Raw genomic sequence first — 15,613 nt, forward strand, 5'->3', positions numbered from 1 at the left:
GATCTGCGTAACTGCTCGGCCGCTTCGTTCGCCGGCGTCACAGCTCTCCGAGCCTAGTCCTGTGCCGATGAATTCGGGGCGGGGGCGGAGTCCACCCATGGGGAAAGCACCTGACAGCACCCCTTGACGCCCTCCCGGAGGAACCATGTCCACGACCGAACGCCCCCGGCCCGCCCGTGGCCGGAGGCGGCCGCCGTGCTCACCGACGCCCCGCTGTACTGGCTGTCCACGGTCCGCCCGGACGGCCGCCCCCATGTCACGCCGCTGATCGGCGTCTGGTCCGACGGCGCCCTCCACTTCTGCACGGGCCCGCAGGAGCGCAAGGCGCACAACCTGGCGGCCAACCCCGAGGTGGTCCTGACGACGGGCGCGAACACCCTGGACTCCGGGTTCGACGTCGTGGTGGAGGGCCGGGCGGACCGGGTGACGGACCACGAGCGGCTGACCGCCCTGGCCCGGGAGTGGGAGGCGAAGTACGGCTCCGACTGGCACTTCGACGTCGAGGACGGCAGCTTCGTCCAGGCGGAGGCGGGCCACGCCCAGGTGTTCGCGGTCCGCCCCCGTACGGCCTTCGGTTTCGGCAAGGGGGAGCCGTACAGCCAGACGCGCTACCGCTTCGGGTGATCCTCGAAGGGGCTGTTCGCCGCCGTCCCGACGAGGACGGTGGCGTACAGCTCCTCGGAGACCAGGACCCGGGGGCTCAGCCCGGCGGCGCGCAGGACCCCGACCGCCGTGTCGCGCTGCCGCTCGCTCGCCTCCACCAGCAGGCTGCCGCCCGGCGCGAGCCATGCGGGCGCTTCGGCGGCGACCCGGCGCATGACGTCGAGGCCGTCGCCGCCCCCGTCCAGGGCGACGCGCGGTTCGTGGACGCGGGCCTCGGCGGGCAGCAGCTCGACGTCGTCGGTGGGGACGTAGGGGACGTTGGCCAGCAGTACGTCGACCCGGCCGCGCAGGGCGGCGGGAAGAGGAGCGAAGAGATCGCCCTCGTACACCTGGCCCAGCTCGCCGACGTTGCGCCGGGCGCAGCGCACGGCGGCGGGTTCGACGTCGCAGGCGTGCAGTTCGGCGGCCTCCGACGCGGCGGCCAGGGCGACGCCGAGCGCGCCGGACCCGCAGCAGAGGTCGACGACGACGGCCCGGCGGGGCGCGAGGGCGGCGGCCTGCGCCACCAGGAATTCCGTACGCCGGCGGGGTACGAAGACGCCGGGGTCCACGGCGTAGCGGCGGCCGTGGAACTCCGCCCAGCCCAGGACGTGTTCGAGGGGCAGCCCGGCGGCGCGGCGCTCGACGAGGGCGGACAGTCCGTCCGGGGATGCGGCGGCCTCGTGGAGGAGGCGGGCCTCGTCCTCGGCGAAGACACAGCCGGCGCGACGGAGGGCGACGACGGTGGAGGCGAAGAGGGCGGTGGAGAAGGAGAGAGCGGGGTGAACCGGCATACGAGCGAAGCCTTTCGGGAAAACCGATGGGCGCTCCGCGATCGTCCTAGACCGTCCGATCAGCCGCTGCGGGTGCTGGTGCTTGTGCTGGCGCTGCTGCTGCCGGTCGTCCGATGTGATCGCGCGGGGTGAGCACCCAGCCTGATCCAGCGGTAATGGGTCTCACCTCCTCGGTCGATCTCATCGTTCCCGTGGCGTACGGGGGTCGCAACAGTACAACAGCCCGCTTCCGCACCCCGTGCGAGGGCGCGAAAGCGGGCGGTACGAGCCGTGCGGGGGCTCAGAGATCCACACTGTCCCGCAGCTTGGTGGGCGTCAGGAACAGCGAGGCGATGACACCGACCACGGCTATGCCGGCCGAGATGAGGAAGATGTGCCCGGTGGCCTCCCCGTAGGCGGCCCGGACGACGTCCTGGACCTGGGGCGGCATGGCGGCGACGTTGAGGGTGGATCCGCCGGATCCGGAGGCGGCCGGATCGATTCCCAGCTTCGTCAGCCCGTCGGCGATCTTGTTCGCGACCTGATGGGCGAGGACCGCGCCGAGGACGGAGACGCCCATGGTGCCGCCGAGGGAGCGGAAGAAGGTGATGGCCCCGCTGGCCGCGCCGATCTCGCTGAGCGGAACGGTGTTCTGGAGGACGAGCACCAGGTTCTGCATCGACATGCCGACCCCGGCGCCGACGCCGAGCATGCCGGCCGACACCAGGACGAGCGAGGTCCGGTGGTCGATGAAGGAGAGGCCGAGGAAGCCGAGGGCGAGGACGACCACACCGGCGACGATGAACGGCTTGACCTTGCCGGTCTTCGACACGAGGCGTCCGGCGACGGTGGAGGAGACGAGCACGCCCGCCATCAGCGGAATGGTGAGGAGTCCCGCCTCGGTCGGCGAGTAGCCGCGTCCGATCTGGAAGTACTGCCCGAGGAAGACCGCACCGCCGAACATGGCCATGCCGACGGCGAGGCTGGCGACGATGGCGAGGGCGGGGTCCCGGCGGCGTACGACGTGCAGCGGAACGACCGGCTCCTTGACGCGCGCCTCGACGAGAACGGCCGCCGTCAGGATGACGACGCTTCCCCCGACCATCAGTGCGCTCTGCCAGGAGAGCCAGCCGAAGTCGTCGCCGACGAAGGTGACCCAGAGGAGCAGGAGGCTGACCCCGGCGGCGATGAGGGAGGCGCCGAGGTAGTCGACCTTGGTGTCGGGCCGGCGGACCTCGACGAGGTGCAGGGTGCGGGCGAGCATCACGGAGGCGAGCAGCGTGAAGGGCACGGCGATGAAGAAGCACCAGCGCCAGCCGAGCCAGGAGGCGTCGGTGATGAACCCGCCGAGCAGCGGACCGCCGACGGTGGCGACGGCCATGACACCGCCGAGGTAGCCGTTGTAGCGGCCGCGCTCCTTCGGGCTGATCATCGCGGCGATGATCACCTGCACAAGCACCTGGAGCGCGCCCATCCCGAGCCCCTGGACAGCGCGGAAGGCGATCAACTGCTCGGTGGACTGGGCGAACCCACAGGCGACCGACGAGACGACGAAGATCCCGATGGCTATCTGGAGCAGCAGCTTCTTGCTGAACAGGTCGGCGAGCTTGCCCCAGATCGGGGTGGAGGCCGTGGAGGCCAGGAGGGTCGCGGTGACGACCCAGGTGTACTGCGACTGCGTGCCGTCGAGGGACCCGATGATCTGCGGGAGGGCGACCGAGACCACGGTGCTGCTGATCATCGCCACGAACAGGACGATGAGCAGCCCGCTCAGGGACCGCAGGACGTGGCGGTGGTCCATGGGTGCGGCGGCGGGGGCCCCGGCCGGGGCGGCGGTGTCTGCTGCGCTCACGCGCAACCTCCGGAAAGTTCGTACGAGAGGCCCGTACGAGGCGGTGGCCACGGGCTGGTCCGCGCGCGACGCCGGTACGGGAGGGAGAAGACTTCACCATACATGCACACTGCGCAATTTTGCCCACTGCGCAACAATCTCGGACCCCGGGGGATAATGCCCCCATGGACAGCAGCACCGCGGGACCGGGCCTCCGGGAACGCAAGAAGGAAGCCACCCGCCAGGCCGTGCACGAGGCGACCCTGCGCCTGACGGTGGAACACGGCTTCGACCACGTGACGGTCGAGGCGGTGGCGGACGCAGCCGGAATCTCCCGCCGGACGTTCTCCAACTACTTCACCAACAAGGAGGACGCCCTCCTCTACGGCGAGGAACAGCAGATCAGGGCCCTGGTCCGCACGGTCCGCGACCGCCCCACCGACGAACCCGCCTGGCCGGCCCTGCGCGCGGCGGTGGCCCAGTTCGCGGACCGGGTGGCACCCCCCGAACGTGAGTGGGCGATCCGCACCCGCCTGGCGATGCGCCACCCCTCCCTCCTGGCCCGCCAACTGGCCAACCACGCCACCCTCGAACGCGACCTGGCCGAAGCCGTGGCCACCCGCCCGGGCCCGTCCTCCGCCCCGGTCCGCCCGATCGTCCTGGCGGCGGGCTTCCTGTCCTCGCTCCGGATCGCGATGCGCATGTGGATCGAGGAGGACCTGGCACGGGAGCCGGCGGCGGTGATCGACGAGATCCTGGACGAGATGGGGCGGGGGTTCGTGTGAGGGTGAGTGATCTGGCCGTCCCCGCAAGGCCTCAGCAGCCGGCCAGTGCCTCGCGCAACGTGTTCCCCGTACGCCCGGGAAGTGACTGGCACAACGACTCGACCCGGGAGCGGACCAAGCCGCCCCGGTAGGCAGGGGGAAGCTGACGCCAGACATCGAGGGCGAGGCCGGCCGCAGTGGTCGGATCGCCGTCCGCCCGGACGCAGGCCGCACCATCGACGGCGACCAGCGCGCGAGTCATGACGGACGGGGCCTTGGTGAGCGCGAGTGCGGACTCCTGCTCGGCATAGGCCTCGCGGGTCCGCCCCATGAGCGTGAACGCCTGGGAAAGGTGCACGTGGTGCTTCTGCGGCGGGTAGCCGAACCAGGTATCGGCCACCTGCGCCGAATCGAGTCGCGCCGCGGTGGCGCGGGCGTCACCGACCGCTCGCAGCGCTCCCTCCCGGTCCCCGACGGAGGCGAGTGACCTCGCAGTCACGGCCGCGGCCAGAGCAGCGGCAGCACTCGGAGACCGGCCGGCTTCGGCTCGGGCTCGCATGGCCATCACTGCGGCGGCGTTCGGGGCTCCGTAGTTCAGCGGCACCATCGCGTGCCGACTGAGCACCCAGGCGAGCATGTGGCGATCGCCGGACTCGCGAGCGGCCTGCTCGGCCGTGGCGAACCAGCCGACCGCGTCCCGTTGCTCGCCTCGATCATGCTGGATGACAGCCACCAAGCCGGTGATGCCGGCGGCCGTGCGCGCCAGGTCTTTGCGCACCGCAGCCGGGTGAGGGCGTCCGAGAAGCTCCCGCAGCAGGTCGAGATCGACTTTCATCTGCTCCAGCACTTCATGGGGCGGACGCCCCCGATATCCACCGCGATGACGTTCGAATGCCCCGTTCAGATAGGCGAGATCACTGCCGTCCGAGGCGGACAGGCCCGCATTGATCCCCTGCCGCGCCTCCGAGATGTCCGGCACCCCCGCCATTCCCGTAGCCGCCGCTGCCACGCCGAGAAACTGACGTCGGTCCACTACCGAGCCCTCCTCCCTCTTTTCTTGATCAATCAGCCGATAGAGCCTTCGATGACGTCGGCTGGCCACGACGGCACGCACGATTTCCTCCGTGGACCTGCCGTAGCACTCGGCGAGCAGTGCGTGCCAGATCGGCGTGGGCAGGCGCCGCTCGGTCTCCCAGCGCTTCAAATTCTCCGGGTCGAACCACTTTCCGCCCTGAGCCGCTTGTAACACCGACGCTTGTTCTTCACGTGTCAGGCCAGCCGCTTCACGGCTTCCCCTCAGCAGTGCCCCGATGCCTTCCGGTGCCATCATGCCCGTCCCCCAAGCTCCTGGAAGTGTCATGTCGATTTCTGGCCCCCCAAAGCGGCCCCCCGGCAGGAATTTGCACCACTGGATGGCCCACGACTGTTGTCCCGTAACGGAGTTGAGTAAACACCAGCAGGCGTAACGACCGGATGGAACAAGCCTTTCCCGAGAGTGGGCATCCCATTCGAGTCCAGGGCGTGTTCCGACGAAAGGGATTCTCGTGAGGCATGTGAGCTGCCAAAGCTTCTACTTGGTGCGCGCCGACACTTCGGCGGCGATCAGCCGTCGGCGGCTGCTCGCCCTCGTCAGCGCCTGGCACCTGCCCAAGGACGAGGACAGCCACCTGGCCATGACCACGGTGGTCTCGGAACTGGTCACCAACGCCGTGTCTCACGGAGCCGGCGATCTGCTCACGGTGACCGTGCGTGCGGACATCGGCCGAAGCAGGCTCTTGATCGAAGTCCACGACAGCTCCCCGGTTCTGCCCCGGTTCCGACGCCCGAGCCTTGACTCCGAAAGCGGCCGGGGCATGGTGCTCGTCGAGCACCTGTCGATCGCCTGCGGAGCCGAGAACACCTCGCGGGGCAAGCGGGTCTGGGCAGAGCTGGCCCTGCCCATGGAGCCATCGGCCAAGCGACGGTCCCTCTACCTTCGTTGCGCATCGCAAGCCATCGTCCAGCGGTTCCTCAACGTGCTCCGGCCTCTCGTCCGTACGGGGCCCGGGGTCCTGACGGCTGTCAGCGACCGCTGACAGATCACGTTCCTCACACCCGACCCGGTCCGTTCAGCCCGGCGTCAAGTCACCCATCGCCCAACAGAAGGAGAACGTCATGAACCCACTTCAGATCGCGGAGAACACCGACGAGAACGACCTGCTCCCTGTCGAGATCGGTGAAGCGACCGTGCTCACCGAGGGTCAGGGCGGCGGCCAGAGCGAAGACAAGCGCCGCGCCTACAACAGCTGATCCCTTCTCGTGGGTGCGGGCCCCAGCGCCCGCACCCACGGGTTGACCTCGACTCTGGAGTTCTGACCATGATCTTCGGTGGTAGCGGTTCCCCTTCCCGACCGGGATTCCGACCCGTGGGATCTCGCCATCTCTCTTCGCGGCTCCACACCTGGGCGCTCGGTGCCGTTCCGGTCCGGTCCGTGACCAGTCCCGGCGATCGGCGACAGGTGCTCATCCTCGGGCGGTGCGGAGCGAAGGAATCCGATCTGCACCGCCTGAGTCCGGCGCTGCCCGAGGACGTCGCCTGGAGGTGGCCAGGCACCTATACGGTCATCGAGGAATCCGAAGAAGCCGTCGTGATCCATACCGACCCGGCCTCCGCTCGCCCCATCTATCTCGTCGGCCACGACGACGGGTGGGTATGGTCCAGCTCAGCCCGGGCTCTGGCCTCACTCACTCGTGCCACGGTGGACGTGGAACGCCTCGCCTGCTCGATCTTCCTGCCGTCGGTTCCCGCGCTCTGCGAGGGACGAACATTCTTCGCGGGTGTCGGACAACTCCCACCAGGGTGCCGGATCGTTCTGCCGGTCGACGGAAGCGCCCCTCGGACAACAACAGCGTGGATTCCAGATCCGGACGAGTCTCAACCACCCGCAGAGCGTTTGCGCACGGCGCTCTTCACATCCGTCACCGAGAGAGTCGTGTCGGATCCAGAGGTCTCCTGTGACCTCTCGGGCGGACTCGACTCCACCTCTGTCGCTGCTCTCGCCGCTGTCGCTCTCCCGTACGGCATGCGGCTCAACGCCATCACGATCCATCCCGAGGGCGACACCGCGGGCGCGGACCTGCGCTACGCACGCCAGGCAGCCCATGCGTACTCCGGGCGGATCAATCACCGTCTGCTGGCGATGTCGGCGAAGCACCTGCCGTACACCGCGATGTCTGCCGTTCCGGCGACCGACGAACCGGCTCCCTCCACGATCACGCAGGCCCGGCTCATGGGGCAGTTCCGCTGGTTGCGGCAGGAATGCGGAACCCGCACCCATATGACGGGCGACGGCGGCGACAGCCTGTTCTTCCAGCCACCCGTCCACCTTGCCGACCTCGTCCGCCACGGCCGCATCAGGCGTGCCGTGAGCGAGGCATTCGGCTGGGCCAGGCTGCGCCGCGCGTCTCCCGTACCCTTCTTGCGCGACGCTGTCCTCGTCTCGCGGACGGCCCGCGCTCGCGCCCTGTCCGAACTCGTCGATTCCATCGGTGGAAGGCGACGCAGCGACCATGGAAGGGTCGGCTGGTTTCCCCTGCTGCCCCATCCCTCGTGGGCCGGTGCCGCCGCGCCTGCCCTGCTGAGCGCCAGCGCGCTCCGAGCCGCCTCGGCCCCGGACGGGATGCCTGGCCTCGACGCCTCGGTACGCACGCTGGTGGACGAGGTCCGCGAAGTCGCACGCACCGCTGCCGCGGACGCCGAACTGGCCGCGGCCTCGGGGATCGATCTCAACAACCCTTTCCTCGACCCGTTGGTCGTGGACGCCGTACTCCGGACGCCCATCGACCTGCGTCCCCCTCTCCACTCCTACAAACCGCTTCTGGGCAAGGCGATGGCTGGTCTATTACCTCGTACCGTCGCAAACCGGCAGACCAAAGGCAGCTTCGACGCGGACCACTACGCAGGCCTCCGGGCCAACATGCCCGAACTCCTTGAACTGGCACACGGGCACCTTGCAGAAATGGGGCTGATCGATGCCGCACATCTGGTTCCGTCCCTGGGCCAGGCCGCAGCCGGCGTGCCCATGCCGCTGGCCACTCTCGAGCAGGCTCTCAGCGCCGAGGCCTGGCTGACGGCGCACGCTCGAGAACCTGAGCCCGTGTGGACCTCCACGCCTGCGGGACCGTGTCATGACTGACGTTTCGCCGTTCGCTCACGCCTCCCGGCACGTCCATGCCGTCGCCTTCCCCCACGTCCTGGTTCTCATCGACTACCGGACCGGCCATGTGCAGTGTCTGCTGCCGAAGAGCGCGGCTCACTGGCAGGAGGCGGCCCGATCCGGTCGGCTCACCGCAATGCCGCCACCACTGGCGGCCCACCTGATTCGCACAGGGGTTCTGTCCCCCACGCAGAAGCACACGCCGTGGGACATGCCGCTCTCGGCACCAGCGCCTCCGGCAAGTTGGGGCGGGGCCGAGCATCCGGCGGGGCTCACACGGGGAACCGGCCCCTTCAGCGCGGAGGCAGCCGCTGCTCTCGCCGCAACATGGAGCATCAAGCGGTCCGGTAATAGGAAGCGGGCGATGAACCGGCTCATCGTGGCTCTGCGGGCGTCCTCCTCCACGACGCGTCGACCGGCTTCTCCCACAGAGGCAGCGGAGGCAGTCCAGGCCGTTCGCCGTTCCGCGTGGCATGCGCCCGTAAGAACTGCCTGCCTGGAAGAATCGGTCGCTGCCACGCTCCTGCTCGCGACCCGACGGCTCTCCGTCGTCTGGTGTCATGGAATCGCCGCGGACCCCGTCCGACTGCACGCCTGGGTGCAGACTGTGGACGGGGCTTCGGTCGCCGAACCGCCCTCGACCCTCGCGTACACACCAGCGCTGACCATCGGAGCCCGCCATCAGCACCGCCTCTGAACCCGTTCTCTGGATCGGCACCGACACCTGTGCGCTCGGCCCGTATCGGGCGGACCTGGTGGAGACGTACTGGCGTTGGGAACAGGACCCGGCGCTCCTGGTCGGCTACGGACGCCAGCAGCCGGTGTCCCTGGAGTCGCGCACGGAGGGCATCGCCCATCAACTGCGCGGGGACAACATCCGCTTCACGGTGTACGACCTCGCCACCGGCAGTCCGGTACCGGCGGGTGTGGCCACGCTGCTGCCCGACCCGTCCGTACGCACGGCGGAGTACGTCGTGATGCTCGCCCCCGAGGCACGCGGACGCGGACTGGGCACGGTCGCCACCCGGCTGGTCCTCGACTACGCGTTCCACATCACCAACCTGCGGATGGTCTGGCTCAAGGTCCTCGCCCCCAACAAGGCGGGGGTGCGCGCCTACGAGAAGGCCGGCTTCCGCACCGCGGGAACCCTTCGCGAGGCGGGCTATTGGCTGGGCACGGTCTGCGATGAACTCCTGATGGACGCGCTGGCATCGGAGTTCACCGGACCGTCGGTCATCACGGCCTGACCCGCCGAAGCCGGGCGCGCGGTTACGGACAACGGGTTACGAGTTACGGGTCCGGCTCACGGACGACCGAAGATGCCGGACCCGAAAGGAGCCCGGCATCAACACCCTCTCCCCCGCTCAGGAATCCGGCTGATCGACGCGGATCTCGTACGCGATCTCCCACCGGATGTCCGGCACGGTGACGTTCGCCGTCTCGACAGGGCGGCCGTCCCGGTCGAAGTACGTGCGCTCGATCTCGATGACCAGGTCGCCGACGGAGATCCCGAGCAGATTCGCCTGCTCACGCGTCGCGCGGGCCGGGCGGGGCAGCTCGATGCCGGTGGCGATGTTCACGTCGATGGAACGCATGCGCTCGACGACGCCGAGCTTGCCGAGCGGCCCCATCTCCGGGAGGAGGACCGGCGTGCCGTCGGTGATGGCCATCGGCTCCCAGCTCTTGGCGAGTTGTACGGGCAGGCCGTCGGCGAGGAACTCGTAGTCGGTCACGACACAGAGGTCGCCGGGCTCGATCGCCAGCCGTTCCGCGATGTCCTCCGACGCGGGGACGCGCGCCGTGCTGGTGCACTCCCAGTCCGCCTCGTGATCGAGCTCCTTCATCGCTGAGGCGAAAGGGCTCTTGCCGTGCTGCTCGCGCTGACGTGAGCGGACCATGCGCCGGCGCACGCGGGCCCGGCGGACGTACGTACCGGATCCGGCGCGGCCTTCGAGGATGCCCTCGATGATCAGACGTTCCATGGCCCGCTGCGCCACGGACTGGCCGACGCCGTACTCCTCGGCGATCCGGGCCCGGGACGGCAGTTTGTCCCCCACCGCCCAGTCGCCGGCCCGAATGCGAGCCCGCAGAGCATCCGCCACCTTCAAGTACGGCGTATCACGTGGCATTTGAGCAGCTCCGTGTGTTCGGCGTCGATATGGGCGTCGCTGTTGACAAAGCTAACCCATCAGGTTGAAGCTGAATACTCAGCATTACATGGAGTGACATTCGGTTCACCAGGGGAGAAGTGTGCGCTCTGCACAAGCGCGGGTTGCGGCGCTGACCGGCATGCTCGCCGCCGCCACAGGCACCGAACCGCGCGTCACCACCGGCCTGGACGCCTTCCGCGTCGAGGCCGATCTCCCCGCCGAGTTGAGCGCCACCGCCCACACGGCCGTCCTGGCCGCCCTGGCCACGGCGGACCGCTACGGCCACACGCTCAGCCGCGCCGCCGAATACGTCTGGGCCGAAATCAGCAGAGAGGCGAACGTGACCACGACCGAATCCCCGGACACGGCGTACCGCGCCCTGCTCGGCCACACCATGACCTGCACCGCATGCCGGACCGGCGCGATCTGCCCCGACGCGACGAAGCTCGTCCGCGTCTGGCGGGAGACCCGTCGGTGAGCGCCACCAGCCACATCAGCCCCACCAGAGACGGAGGCACCTGATGCGCAGCACCCACCAGGCGTTACCGGCCCCACCCGGGAGGCCCGGATGATCACCCTCTCCGCCACGGACACCCGCACCTGCGAGGCGTGCTGGAACGCCCCGGTCACCGCCGCCCGACAGACCCCCGCCGGCCGTGACCTGATCTGCGAGGAGTGCGCGGAGGGCGACTACCCGCGCCGCGTCGACCTCTTCCCGCCGTTCGGCATCTACGGCCTGACGACCCGCAAGCTCCTGAACGACGGCAAACACGGCAGCGGCCCCCCGAAAACCCCACCGAACCCGGGCCCACCGCTGCCCAACCCGCCACCGGCCCCGTCACCGCGAGGAACACCGCCGGTGTAGCGCCACCGGCCACCACCTGTCGGCCTGTACCCGTCGCGCGGCGGGTACGGGGCGTAGATGCCGCGAAACCCAGGTGCACCGCGCCTCATGATCGCTACGCTGGGCCGTCGCACGAAGTCGGCTTGCCGGAGGGGGACATGGGTACACCACCAGGGTCAGGAGCGCCGGTTCCACCACCACCGCCGCCGTACCCGCCCGCACCTCCCACGCCTCCGCGCACCGACCCTCCGCGATGGGCGTGGTGGGTCGGCGGTATCGCCATCCCCCTGGTCGGCATCCTGGTGACCGTGGCGTTCGGGGGCAACGGCTCCGGACCGACCGCCGCACCCGCCCCCGGCCCGGTCGACAGCGTCACGCAGCCCGCCTCCCCCAGCGCGTCCAGCACCCCTCCCTCCGAGGACGCGGACGCGACGGAGCCCGAGACGCCCGCCGCCACGGACAAGACACCGTCCGCCTCCTCATCCGCGACGCCGGAAGCCGACCTCACGGCGCCCGACGGGTACGCGGAGGCGCTCAGCACGATGTGGGGTCTCGCGCCCGTCCCGTGCACGCAGCACGAACAGCAACTCGTCGACCTCGACGACGGCACCAGCCGGACGGAGGACGAGGACAACGGCGCGGTCCAGGAGCCCGGCGGTGCAGAGCTGTTGTACTGGCCCGACACCTGCACCGGAATCGCCGACTACATGGTGCGCGCACTGCCCAACACCCGCGTGGGACTCCTCCGCGCCGACGCCCCGAAGTCGTTCGACTCCTGCCGGGCCGCGGCAGGCACGGGTTTCGGCGCGCTTGCGCTCGCGCAGCGCCCCGATCGTGAGCGGCGGGGATTCGTCGAAGGCGCCGCGGTGTGCTCCGTCACGGACAAGGGCGCTGTGGCGATGGCGGTGATCGAGCACATCGCCGACGAGACGACCAACGAAGTCTCGGTCAGCGGGCCTCTCTACGTCTGGGCCGCGGCACCCTGACCACACCAGGATGACGCCGCTACGACTGCGGGCCGACAGTGCGCCACTGTCGGCCCGCAGTCTTACTTCCAGGCGCTACAGCACCGGCAGCAGGTTCTTCAGCTCGAAGGCCGTGACCTCGCTGCGGTACTCCTCCCACTCCTGCTTCTTGTTGCGCAGGAAGAAGTCGAAGACGTGCTCGCCCAGCGTCTCGGCGACCAGTTCGCTCTTCTCCATCAGCGAGATCGCCTCGCCCAGGTTCTGCGGGAGCGGCTCGATGCCCATCGCGCGGCGTTCCGCGTCGGAGAGGGCCCAGACGTCGTCGTCGGCGCCGGCCGGGAGTTCGTAGCCCTCCTCGATGCCCTTGAGGCCCGCGGCGAGCAGGACCGCGTAGGTGAGGTACGGGTTGGCGCCGGAGTCGATGGAGCGGACCTCTACGCGGGCCGAGCCGGTCTTGCCGGGCTTGTACATCGGGACGCGGATGAGGGCGGAGCGGTTGTTGTGGCCCCAGCAGATGTACGAGGGGGCCTCGCCGCCCGCGCCGGCCGCGCGGGAGGAGCCGCCCCAGATGCGCTTGTAGGAGTTGACCCACTGGTTGGTGACGGCCGAGATCTCCGCCGCGTGCTTCAGGAGGCCCGCGATGAAGGAGCGGCCGACCTTGGAGAGCTGGTACTCCGCGCCCGACTCGTAGAACGCGTTGCGGTCGCCCTCGAAGAGGGAGAGGTGGGTGTGCATGCCCGAACCCGGGTACTCCGAGAACGGCTTCGGCATGAACGTGGCCTGCACGCCCTGCTCCAGCGCCACCTGCTTCATCACCAGGCGGAACGTCATGATGTTGTCCGCCGTGGAGAGCGCGTCCGCGTAGCGGAGGTCGATCTCCTGCTGGCCCGGGGCGCCCTCGTGGTGGCTGAACTCCACCGAGATGCCCATCGATTCCAGCATCGTGATCGCCTGGCGGCGGAAGTCCATGCCCACGTTCTGCGGCGTGTGGTCGAAGTAGCCGGAGCTGTCCGCCGGGGTCGGGCGGGTGCCGTCGACCGGCTTGTTCTTCAGCAGGAAGAACTCGATCTCGGGGTGGGTGTAGAAGGTGAAGCCCAGGTCGGACGTCTTGGCCAGGATCCGCTTCAGTACGTAGCGCGGGTCCGCGAAGGACGGCGAGCCGTCCGGCATCAGGATGTCGCAGAACATCCGCGCGGTGCCCGGGGCTTCCGCGCGCCAGGGCAGGATCTGGAACGTGCCCGGGTCCGGCTTGGCGATCATGTCCGACTCGTAGACCCGGGCGAAGCCCTCGATCGCCGAGCCGTCGAAGCCGATGCCCTCGTCGAAGGCCTGCTCCAGCTCGGCCGGAGCGACGGCGACGGACTTGAGGAACCCGAGGACGTCGGTGAACCACAGCCGCACGAAGCGGATGTCGCGCTCCTCAAGGGTCCTGAGGACGAATTCCTGCTGCTTGTCCATTGCCACATCCTTGCAGTTCAGACGGTCCGTGCACCACCGCCCGGGGTAGGGGGACACAGCCAGTATCGCGACCCGGGATTTCACCCACATTACGCACTCGGTGTGAGAGGGAGCACTCGGCCACCCACTACGATCGGCGACCGTGGCGCACGGGGGCGGCGACCGGGTGACGACCGGCATTCACGCCCGTCCGCGCGCACCGGTCCACGGACCGTTCTCCCGCCTCCCGGCCCCCTTCGCAGAAGGACGCGACGACATGAGCTTCGACCCCCGGTACTCCCAGCCGCAGGCCTCCGACCCGCGCGCTCGCTCCACCCGCAACCGGGCCATCGCCATAGGGGTCAGCGCCGCCGTCGTGGCCGGTCTCGTCGCCTTCGGCTCGTACCTGCTGCTGGAGAACTCCGAGGCGAACGAGAAGTCCGACAACGCCTCCTCCGCCCAGGACGGCAAGCACCCCGACGGGCACGGCGACTCCCACGACGACACCAAGGGCGGGGCCATCGAGGGGCTGAAGTCCTGGGACGCCGCGAAGCTCGGCCGCCAGCACGTGGCGGGCACCGTGGACTATCCGATGAAGCCCCCGGTCGGCGGCGACCACAACGCGTCCTGGATGAACTGCGACGGCGACGTATACGAAAAGCCCCTCCCGGACGTCAACGCCGTGCACTCCCTGGAGCACGGCGCGGTCTGGATCACGTACAACGACACGGCCGCCGACGCGGAGGTCTCCAAGCTCGCCCAGCGCGTCAAGGCCACCCCGTTCACGCTGATGAGCCCGTACGCCGCCCAGGAGGGCGCGATCATGCTCTCCGCCTGGGGCAAGCAGGTCACCGTGGACTCCGCCGGCGACAAGCGGGTGGACCAGTTCCTCGCCCAGTACGTCCAGGGCGCGCAGACCCCCGAGCCCGGAGCCCCCTGCACCGGCGGGCTGGCCACGGTGCCGCGGTGACGGCCCGGGACGTCACCGACGAGCGGTCGGCAGCTGACGGCCACGACCCTCACGTCCTCGTGGAGCGGCGGCGGACCCGGCGCGTCCGCCTGGCCGCCGGTGCCGCCGTCGTCCTCGCCCTGCTCTTCGCGGGGGCCGCCACGGTCGCCTCCGCGCGTGGCGACGGCAGTGGAGAGGAGAGCGGAAACACGCGTGTTCCCGCTGCCTCGTCCGCCGACGCCGGGTTCGCCCGGGACATGGCCGTCCACCATCAGCAGGCCGTCGAGATGTCCTTCGTCGTCCGCGACCGCACGGACGACGAGGACGTACGCCGTCTCGCCTACGACATCGCCAACACCCAGGCCAACCAGCGCGGCATGCTGCTCGGCTGGCTCGATCTGTGGGAGCTGCCCAAGGTCGCGCCCGGCGGGGAGCCGCCCATGGCCTGGATGGAAGGCGGGGGCCGGCACGCCCACGGCGGGCACCACTCGGACGGTGACGCCAGCGGTAGTGGTGGCGGCAGCGGTGACGGTGACGGTGACGGCGTGCTCATGGCCGGTATGGCCAGTCGCTCCGAGTTGGCCCGGCTCGGGCGGCTCGACGGCGAGCAGGCAGAGGTGTTCTTTCTCCAGTTGATGACCGACCACCACAAGGGCGGTGTCGCCATGGCCGAGGCCTGTGCGTCGCAGTGCTCGGTTCCGGCCGAGCGGCGGCTCGCCCGGGGCATGGTCGAGGGGCAGCGGTCCGAGCTGGGGCTGATGCGGGACATGCTCGCCGAGCGGGGCGCCGCGCCTCGGTCCTGAGCCGATGAGCGGGCTTGAGCCGGGGCGGGCCGGAGCCGATGCGGGCCTGAGCCGATGCGGGCCGCGCCCGGACGGCGGGTGAGCGGTCGCCGGTGACCGTGGCCGGTGCCGGTGGCCGGTGCCTGGTGGCCGGTGCCGGTGGCCGGTGGCCGCGGGTGCGGATGCGGGTGCGGGTGCGGGTGCGGGTGCGTCAGCTTGCGTCCTGTCCGCAGCGCACTCGAACGGGTGGTTGCGGTCGCGCGGCCCCGGCGGGCCCACG

The 15,613-nt window shown here is 69.8% G+C and carries 17 protein-coding genes; 12 read left to right on the plus strand and 5 right to left on the minus strand.

Annotated elements, in window-relative coordinates; translation table 11 throughout:
- Positions 1-123 precede the first annotated feature (123 nt).
- Positions 124-624, plus strand: coding sequence for a pyridoxamine 5'-phosphate oxidase family protein (locus KV381_RS09050; RefSeq protein WP_218785033.1), 501 nt, complete (start codon positions 124-126; stop codon positions 622-624).
- On the opposite strand, the gene KV381_RS09055 is transcribed toward KV381_RS09050, so the two are convergent.
- On the minus strand, positions 609-1,436 hold the full coding sequence (locus tag KV381_RS09055) for a putative protein N(5)-glutamine methyltransferase (RefSeq protein WP_030622530.1): 828 nt from the start codon (positions 1,434-1,436) through the stop codon (positions 609-611). The two genes, KV381_RS09050 and KV381_RS09055, sit on opposite strands and share 16 nt — an antisense overlap.
- Before the next feature lie 280 nt (positions 1,437-1,716).
- Complete coding sequence (locus KV381_RS09060; RefSeq protein ID WP_030080843.1) at positions 1,717-3,267, minus strand: MFS transporter; 1,551 nt, start codon at positions 3,265-3,267, stop codon at positions 1,717-1,719.
- Between the two features lie 164 nt (positions 3,268-3,431).
- Between KV381_RS09060 and KV381_RS09065 the strand changes: the two genes are divergently transcribed.
- On the plus strand, positions 3,432-4,031 hold the full coding sequence (locus KV381_RS09065; protein ID WP_030622527.1) for a TetR family transcriptional regulator: 600 nt from the start codon (positions 3,432-3,434) through the stop codon (positions 4,029-4,031).
- Positions 4,032-4,062: 31 nt separating this feature from the next.
- On the opposite strand, the gene KV381_RS09070 is transcribed toward KV381_RS09065, so the two are convergent.
- On the minus strand, positions 4,063-5,340 hold the full coding sequence (locus KV381_RS09070) for a twin-arginine translocation signal domain-containing protein (RefSeq protein WP_247594934.1): 1,278 nt from the start codon (positions 5,338-5,340) through the stop codon (positions 4,063-4,065).
- 247 nt (positions 5,341-5,587) lie between these two features.
- Here KV381_RS09070 and KV381_RS09075 point away from each other — a divergent pair, with 247 nt between their 5' ends.
- The 5 genes from KV381_RS09075 (at position 5,588) to KV381_RS09095 (ending at position 9,453) form a co-directional block, all read left to right on the plus strand.
- Positions 5,588-6,085, plus strand: coding sequence for an ATP-binding protein (locus KV381_RS09075; RefSeq protein WP_234024590.1), 498 nt, complete (start codon positions 5,588-5,590; stop codon positions 6,083-6,085).
- A 79-nt stretch (positions 6,086-6,164) separates the two neighbouring features.
- A complete protein-coding gene (locus KV381_RS09080) occupies positions 6,165-6,299 on the plus strand; it encodes an albusnodin family lasso peptide (RefSeq protein WP_107057946.1) in 135 nt (44 codons plus the stop codon).
- A gap of 68 nt (positions 6,300-6,367) precedes the next feature.
- Positions 6,368-8,185: an albusnodin/ikarugamycin family macrolactam cyclase gene (locus KV381_RS09085; RefSeq protein ID WP_030080852.1), complete on the plus strand. Its 1,818-nt coding sequence runs from the start codon at positions 6,368-6,370 to the stop codon at positions 8,183-8,185.
- A 232-nt stretch (positions 8,186-8,417) separates the two neighbouring features.
- Entirely contained in the window at positions 8,418-8,903 is a 486-nt protein-coding gene (locus tag KV381_RS09090; RefSeq protein ID WP_247594939.1) for a lasso peptide biosynthesis B2 protein, read from the plus strand.
- 13 nt (positions 8,904-8,916) lie between these two features.
- Positions 8,917-9,453, plus strand: coding sequence for a GNAT family N-acetyltransferase (locus KV381_RS09095; protein ID WP_050495592.1), 537 nt, complete (start codon positions 8,917-8,919; stop codon positions 9,451-9,453).
- A 117-nt stretch (positions 9,454-9,570) separates the two neighbouring features.
- Here KV381_RS09095 and KV381_RS09100 read toward each other — a convergent pair whose 3' ends face one another.
- A complete protein-coding gene (locus KV381_RS09100; protein WP_030622523.1) occupies positions 9,571-10,335 on the minus strand; it encodes a GntR family transcriptional regulator in 765 nt (254 codons plus the stop codon).
- Positions 10,336-10,495: 160 nt separating this feature from the next.
- Between KV381_RS09100 and KV381_RS09105 the strand changes: the two genes are divergently transcribed.
- The 3 genes from KV381_RS09105 to KV381_RS09115 all read left to right on the plus strand — a co-directional run bounded on the left by KV381_RS09105 (position 10,496) and on the right by KV381_RS09115 (position 12,186).
- Positions 10,496-10,834, plus strand: coding sequence for a hypothetical protein (locus KV381_RS09105; RefSeq protein WP_030622520.1), 339 nt, complete (start codon positions 10,496-10,498; stop codon positions 10,832-10,834).
- 90 nt (positions 10,835-10,924) lie between these two features.
- Positions 10,925-11,221, plus strand: a complete 297-nt coding sequence (locus KV381_RS09110) for a hypothetical protein (protein ID WP_030080858.1) — start codon at positions 10,925-10,927, stop codon at positions 11,219-11,221.
- A 287-nt stretch (positions 11,222-11,508) separates the two neighbouring features.
- Positions 11,509-12,186: a hypothetical protein gene (locus KV381_RS09115; RefSeq protein WP_256995028.1), complete on the plus strand. Its 678-nt coding sequence runs from the start codon at positions 11,509-11,511 to the stop codon at positions 12,184-12,186.
- A gap of 75 nt (positions 12,187-12,261) precedes the next feature.
- Here the strand turns inward: KV381_RS09115 and glnA are convergent, their stop codons facing one another.
- Positions 12,262-13,623 (minus strand): type I glutamate--ammonia ligase, encoded by a 1,362-nt coding sequence (glnA, locus tag KV381_RS09120; protein ID WP_030080862.1) that lies wholly within the window; start codon positions 13,621-13,623, stop codon positions 12,262-12,264.
- Between the two features lie 256 nt (positions 13,624-13,879).
- On the opposite strand from glnA, the gene KV381_RS09125 reads away from it, so the two are divergent.
- Both KV381_RS09125 and KV381_RS09130 read left to right on the plus strand, forming a co-directional pair.
- The gene (locus KV381_RS09125) at positions 13,880-14,572 is read left to right on the plus strand and encodes a DUF3105 domain-containing protein (RefSeq protein WP_030622507.1); all 693 of its coding nucleotides are present in this window, start codon (positions 13,880-13,882) and stop codon (positions 14,570-14,572) included.
- Between the two features lie 59 nt (positions 14,573-14,631).
- Positions 14,632-15,354, plus strand: coding sequence for a DUF305 domain-containing protein (locus KV381_RS09130; protein WP_030622505.1), 723 nt, complete (start codon positions 14,632-14,634; stop codon positions 15,352-15,354).
- Positions 15,355-15,613: the final 259 nt, after the last annotated feature.

Origin of the sequence: Streptomyces sp. WY228 (assembly GCF_019287315.1) — a bacterium.
Lineage (GTDB): Bacteria > Actinomycetota > Actinomycetes > Streptomycetales > Streptomycetaceae > Streptomyces > Streptomyces caviscabies.

Excerpts from the sequence above, each read along its gene's own strand:
- KV381_RS09090 (WP_247594939.1), top strand. The coding sequence starts at position 8,418 with ATGCCGCTCTCGGCACCAGCGCCTCCGGCAAGTTGGGGCGGGGCCGAG.
- KV381_RS09105 (WP_030622520.1), top strand. The coding sequence starts at position 10,496 with ATGCTCGCCGCCGCCACAGGCACCGAACCGCGCGTCACCACCGGCCTG.
- KV381_RS09055 (WP_030622530.1), bottom strand. The coding sequence starts at position 1,436 with ATGCCGGTTCACCCCGCTCTCTCCTTCTCCACCGCCCTCTTCGCCTCC.
- glnA (WP_030080862.1), bottom strand. The coding sequence starts at position 13,623 with ATGGACAAGCAGCAGGAATTCGTCCTCAGGACCCTTGAGGAGCGCGAC.
- KV381_RS09065 (WP_030622527.1), top strand. The coding sequence starts at position 3,432 with ATGGACAGCAGCACCGCGGGACCGGGCCTCCGGGAACGCAAGAAGGAA.
- KV381_RS09080 (WP_107057946.1), top strand. The coding sequence starts at position 6,165 with ATGAACCCACTTCAGATCGCGGAGAACACCGACGAGAACGACCTGCTC.
- KV381_RS09125 (WP_030622507.1), top strand. The coding sequence starts at position 13,880 with ATGAGCTTCGACCCCCGGTACTCCCAGCCGCAGGCCTCCGACCCGCGC.
- KV381_RS09100 (WP_030622523.1), bottom strand. The coding sequence starts at position 10,335 with ATGCCACGTGATACGCCGTACTTGAAGGTGGCGGATGCTCTGCGGGCT.
- KV381_RS09085 (WP_030080852.1), top strand. The coding sequence starts at position 6,368 with ATGATCTTCGGTGGTAGCGGTTCCCCTTCCCGACCGGGATTCCGACCC.
- KV381_RS09110 (WP_030080858.1), top strand. The coding sequence starts at position 10,925 with ATGATCACCCTCTCCGCCACGGACACCCGCACCTGCGAGGCGTGCTGG.
- KV381_RS09070 (WP_247594934.1), bottom strand. The coding sequence starts at position 5,340 with ATGATGGCACCGGAAGGCATCGGGGCACTGCTGAGGGGAAGCCGTGAA.